The sequence below is a fragment of the Providencia sp. PROV033 genome, from assembly GCF_028484855.1.
In the GTDB taxonomy this organism is placed as follows: Bacteria; Pseudomonadota; Gammaproteobacteria; order Enterobacterales; family Enterobacteriaceae; genus Providencia; species Providencia alcalifaciens.
Window position 1 is genome coordinate 1 of record NZ_JAMPSW010000142.1, and the last position, 5978, is coordinate 5978.

At 38.6% G+C, this 5978-nt stretch carries 4 protein-coding genes; 2 read left to right on the plus strand and 2 right to left on the minus strand.

Annotated elements, in window-relative coordinates; translation table 11 throughout:
• Nucleotides 1-156: 156 nt before the first annotated feature.
• The gene (locus PSF16_RS16235) at nt 157-969 is read right to left on the minus strand and encodes a DeoR/GlpR family DNA-binding transcription regulator (RefSeq protein ID WP_006662495.1); all 813 of its coding nucleotides are present in this window, start codon (nt 967-969) and stop codon (nt 157-159) included.
• Nucleotides 970-1442: 473 nt separating this feature from the next.
• Here PSF16_RS16235 and araD point away from each other — a divergent pair, with 473 nt between their 5' ends.
• A complete protein-coding gene (araD, locus tag PSF16_RS16240) occupies nt 1443-2141 on the plus strand; it encodes an L-ribulose-5-phosphate 4-epimerase (RefSeq protein ID WP_006658485.1) in 699 nt (232 codons plus the stop codon).
• Nucleotides 2142-2381: 240 nt separating this feature from the next.
• A complete protein-coding gene (locus tag PSF16_RS16245; protein ID WP_272689680.1) occupies nt 2382-3734 on the plus strand; it encodes a polysaccharide deacetylase family protein in 1353 nt (450 codons plus the stop codon).
• Nucleotides 3735-3818: 84 nt separating this feature from the next.
• On the opposite strand, the gene PSF16_RS16250 is transcribed toward PSF16_RS16245, so the two are convergent.
• Nucleotides 3819-5465: a fumarate hydratase gene (locus PSF16_RS16250; protein WP_006658489.1), complete on the minus strand. Its 1647-nt coding sequence runs from the start codon at nt 5463-5465 to the stop codon at nt 3819-3821.
• Between the last annotated feature and the right edge of the window lie 513 nt (nt 5466-5978).

Genomic DNA, 5978 nt, shown 5'->3' on the forward strand with positions numbered 1-5978 from the left:
GTTAATGTTTTGTTTAATTAGATAGATATAATTAATTTCTATTAATCGTTAATTTAATTAATAGGTTTTTTTGCTGCCTGGTGTAATTCATTTATTTAAAATAAAACAAGATGCTTAATTCACTGACTTACGCTGCTACTATGATGTATATAAAGATTACTTATCACATTCAATAATGTTTAATTTTGGAAATGTTTGCTTAAAGTTTTTGTCATTTAGTTTATTTGTGATTAACACGTTAATATCATTTAAGGTACAAACTTGGCTAAATGCATATTGGTCTAATTTATTATTATCAGCTAATAACACACAGTTCTCAGAAACCTGAATCATAATACTTTTTAATTTGGCATTTATTTCGCTACCATCGCGCACGCCAGTCTCTATATTGAATCCTTGGCACGATAAAAATAACGTTTTAATTTGAAAGCTACGGATAATACTTTCCGATATTGGACCATGAAAATCATCATGGCGCTCTGAGTATTCCCCACCAATTCCAATGACTCGGACGCGATCTCGACACGCAAGAGCTTGAATAATTTTGACGGAATTCGTAACCACCGTAATATCGATATCCGGTATTTGCCTCGCGAGAAACCAGCAAGTGCTGCTGTTATCCATCATGATGCAATCACCGGGTTGGATAAATTTCAGTGCGGCTTTTGCTATTTTCATTTTCGCATCCGGATTCTCTTCCGTTCTTTTGCGAAACGATTCTGCGCCATCCACCATTTGACTGAGTTTGACCGAAGAAGGCATGACACTCAGTACTGGAGTTTCATCTTGTTCAGTAGCAACGGCACCGCCGAAGCTGCGGAGCAGACGTTTTTCGCGTTCAAGCGCCGTTAAATCACGACGAATAGTTTCTTGAGAAACGTGACAAAGCAGGGCTAAATCGCGCACTAGTGCTGAACCATGCTGTGAAACATGAGAACAAATTAATCGATGGCGTTCAGCTTGTAACATCTCAAGACTCCTATTCTTTCCATGATATGCATTGTGCCTGCGTTGATTTTTTTTTGTCGTGACTCGACTCATGTAACGGTGGAGAGAAATAAACAAAGCTATTTATAGAGATATAAGTCACCTTTTTAATGAAATTTAATTATATGCTTTCATTAAAATAGTTATTTAGATCACCAAATATAGCTATGTGTAGGCAAAAACCAGACGATGCTTTAAGCAACTTCATCAAATTCGGTCATTTTTACTAGGGCTATTTTTGTTTTAGTTTGACTGAGTATGACCGACTATGACTGAAATTCATGATTTTGTTAATGATTTGTAAAGCTACGAGCTTTTTAATTCGGCTAAATCTGTTTACCTTAATACCAGAACATCCTCTGTACATCGGCAAAAAAAGAGACAACAAAATAAGTTTTTGTCGTTGATATTCATAGCTATTTTCAAATTTTATTTTCACACCTGGGGAGGTAATCATGCTGGAGAAATTAAAACAGCAAGTTTTTGAGGCTAATCTTGAATTACCAAAACATAAACTGGTGACGTTTACTTGGGGTAACGTTAGCGGGGTAGACAGAGAAGCAGGCTTAATGGTGATTAAACCTTCAGGGGTGGATTATGAAACCATGAAAGCGGATGACATGGTCGTTGTGTCATTAAGCTCTGGCGAAGTGGTTGAAGGTAAATATAAACCGTCATCCGATACTGATACCCACTTAGCGTTATATCAAGCATTTCCAGAGATTGGTGGCATTGTTCACACTCATTCTCGTCATGCGACTATTTGGGCTCAAGCAGGGCTACCACTGAGTGCATTAGGTACAACACATGCCGATTATTTTTACGGTGAAATCCCTTGTACCCGTAAAATGACCGAAAGCGAAATTGCTGGGGAATACGAGAAAGAAACAGGGCATGTGATTATTGAAACATTTAAACAGCTCGGTGTATCTGCAAAGGATATTCCAGCAGTATTAGTGCATAGTCATGGTCCTTTTGCTTGGGGTAAGGATGCCCATAATGCTGTTCATAATGCAGTGGTATTGGAAGAAATTGCCTACATGAACTTATTTACTCGTCAATTGACACCTCAAATTGGTGATATGCAGCAAGAGCTGTTAGATAAACATTATTTACGTAAGCATGGGAAAAATGCCTATTACGGGCAAAAATAGTTTTTATTTTTAAATTGATAATTTAAAAGAGATTCTTTTTATTGTTAATTGATTGCTAAAGTTGTTTTTCATTTAATTGAAATTTTAGCTCATTCATTTTTCATCTGTTCACCATGCCAAAAGCCACGGAAATATTTTCGTGGCTTTGTCGTGCAAAAAATATTTTTATCGGGGTATAGGGTTAAATTGTAAGTCGGTTTAAACTGGCGCGGTGTATTGGTGACACTGAGTGGAAAGGACATGTCTAATCGATTACTTTTTCTATTTTTGACCTTTTTCGTTAATCTTTTTTCTGTTTCACATGCTGCAGATATAAAAAATAATAATTTAATCATCAGCGGTTCAAAAGCTATCAATCTTGATAATTGGGAGCTTGTGGATGTACCGCCTAAATTGATTCAGACAAAAGTCCCAGAAAATATCTTTGCTGTTGTTGGTGGTCAAATGCGAGTTGTAGGGGAAATTAATCCGGATACGGGTTTTTACACCTATAGCCCGAATGGCGACTATAATGCTTTACAGTTTGGTAATGATTTTGCCTATGTAAAAAACACCCAAATATCCAAAAAGAAACCTCGAAATATTCCTGAGGATGACCGATTAAATGACTTAAAGAATCCGGTCTATGACTATTTGATTACAAGCCAAAAAACACCGGTATACAGCGCAACTGATGAGAATTCTCGGCAGATAGCCTCGTTATGGGAAAACTTACGTTATCCGGTACTCGCGCGGATGATCAAAACCGATGAAGATGGTGATAAAACATCGTGGTTAACGATTCGTATAGGTGATCGCCTTGGGTATGTCCGTTTAGATGATGTTGCCATAGATAAAGGCATTCCTATTTTAACCTACCACCATGTTCTCAAAGATAGCGAAAATAAAAACTTTCGCCATACATCGACGACCACCTCTGTTGAGGCATTCCGTGAACAGATGAATTACCTCAAAGAGATGGGATACCAAACGCTATCTTTAGACGATGTGGAAGGGTATTTAAATAAGAGTGCAAATTTGCCGGGGCGAGCAGTGGTATTAACGTTTGATGATGGACTGAAATCAGTGTATCGCTATGCGTTGCCTATTCTAAGAGAAAACCAGCAGCAAGCGACGCTGTTCGTGATTTCTTCCCGTATTAAAACACAGCCACAAAAATGGGACCCAGATTCTCTGCAATTTATGAGTAAGCAGGAAATTAAAGAGAGCCAAGATGTGTTTCATATTCAGTCTCATACGCACTTTTTGCATCGCTTAGATAACCGTAATAATCCGATTATCTTTAGTCGTAAAGAGCATACGATAATGTTGGATTTTAAGCGTTCAATGAAAGCTCTTGCTAAGTTTGAACGAGACCAGCGTTATTTAGCCTATCCATTTGGCGCTTATAACCAAACGGCAATTGAGGCAGCGAAAGAGGCAGGTTTGCATATTGCGGTATCAACTATTCAAGGCAAAGTTAAACTTGGCGATAACCCCTACGCATTAAAACGATTGTATGCCTATAGCACTGACCCTATTAGCAAATTTGCATTGATGGTAGGCAATAGCGAGCAGGATGTGGTGAATAAGAACGTGGTCGTTGATAAGTAGAGAATCGATAAGTAGAAAGCTGATAAATAACGATTGGTTAAGATAACAGGGTGAGCAAAATGATTATTGCTCACCCTTTTTTAATTATTTAACACATTTCTTGCAAGAGTCATTTTGGACAATATCAAAGAAGTTATTGCCTTTATCATCCACTAGAATAAATGCAGGTAATCCTTCCACTTCCATTTTCCATACGGCTTCCATACCTAGCTCTGGGTATTCGAGACAATTTAAGCTTTTCACAAATTCTTGCGCCAAAATCGCCGCAGAGCCGCCAATGCTACCAAGATAAAAACCGCCGTGTTTTTTACACGCATCGGTGACTGCTTGAGTTCGGTTACCTTTTGCTAGCATTAACATGCTGCCGCCATGGGATTGGAAGAGGTCAACGTATGGATCCATACGGTTTCCGGTGGTTGGACCTAAAGAACCTGACACCATGTCCTCAGGTTTTTTCGCAGGGCCTGCGTAATAGACCATATGATCTTTAAAATATTGTGGTAGCTCTTCACCATTATCTAAGCGCTCTTTGAGCTTGGTATGGGCGATATCGCGAGCGATGATCAGTGGACCACTGAGGGATACACGGGTCGACACAGGGTGTTTACTCAACTCGGCCAAAATATCTTTCATTGGGCGGTTGAGGTCGATATGAACCACGGTTCCTTCTGTCTGATGACGCATCGATTCAGGGATATATTGCGCTGGATTATGCTCCATTTTCTCCAGCCACAAGCCGTCTTTAGTAATTTTTGCTTTGATATTGCGGTCAGCGGAGCAAGAAATGGCTAAACCGATCGGACAAGAAGCGCCATGGCGAGGCAAGCGAATGACACGCACATCGTGGGCAAAGTATTTGCCGCCAAATTGCGCACCAAAGCCAAGATGGCGTGACGCTTCTAATAACTCATTTTCTAGCTCAATATCACGGAACGCACGACCATACTCATTACCTGTCGTTGGCAGGTTATCATAGTATTTTGCCGAAGCCAGTTTGGCTGTTTTCAGCGTGGTTTCTGCAGAAGTACCGCCGATAACGAATGCGATATGATAAGGTGGGCAAGCGGTTGTCCCTAAGTTTCTCATTTTCTCAATTAAGAAGTTTTTCAACTTAGCTGGGGTCAGCGTTGCCTTAGTTTCTTGATAAAGGGCGGATTTATTTGCAGAGCCGCCGCCTTTGTTAACAAACAAGAAATGGTATTCATCACCCGTGGTGGCAAAAATGTCAAATTGCGCTGGCAAATTCGTGCCTGTATTGACTTCGTTGAACATATCCAGCGGGGCATTTTGCGAAAAACGCAGGTTTTCGCGTTGGAAAACGTTATAAATACCTCGAGAGAGGTATTCTTCGTCATCACAGCCAGTCCAAACTTGTTGACCTTTTTTCCCGACTACGGCAACAGTTCCTGTATCCTGACAGTTTGGCAGAATACCTTTCGCAGAAATCTCGGCGTTACGCAGTAATTGCAGGGCGACATACTTGTCATTCTCGCTCGCTTCAGGATCGTGCAAGATAGCCGCTACTTGTTTTTGGTGGGCTGGTCTTAAAAAGAACTGGGATTCATAAATTGCATGTTCAGCAAGAAAGGTTAAAGCCTCTGGCTCAATTTTTAGCATTTGCTTCCCAGCAAATTGCTCTACAGAAACATATTTATCAGAGACTTGGTAATATTCGGTTTTATCCTCAGATAACGGATAAGGTTCTTGGTAAAAAAACTCTTTATTAGCCATTTTGCTCACTCACATATTAATTTTAACGGAAAATATAAGAAATAAATTATTTATAGGCTTTTTGTTCTAAATGCCGCTTGTTTTGTCAGGCGGGATAATCGTTTATAGGGATAATAGTCTGAATGTAATTAGAATAATTACCCATTATATTCAAAGGGATGTAAAAGAAAATATGACTTTGGTTAAACTTTTCCGAGAAACTCAAATTCAAATTCAAAGTATGAAGTTAATCACATAATTTAATTATGGGTATTAGATTTAACTATTTGTTATTCATGTTATATCTAGGGTGTTAATTTAGATTTTATGCATTCAATTTTTCCATAAATATCATGCTAGGTTAGCTGATTCATTAATCATTCATGGTTTATTAGCATTTAGAAAATAATAAATAAAATGAAGCACAAGGATTAAATAAAAAAGAGTGATTATTATTACTTAGATAAGTTATCTTAATCATCAATAAGCTCGGTAATTAATGTAACAATTTGAATGCATTGTGTTTTTATGGTT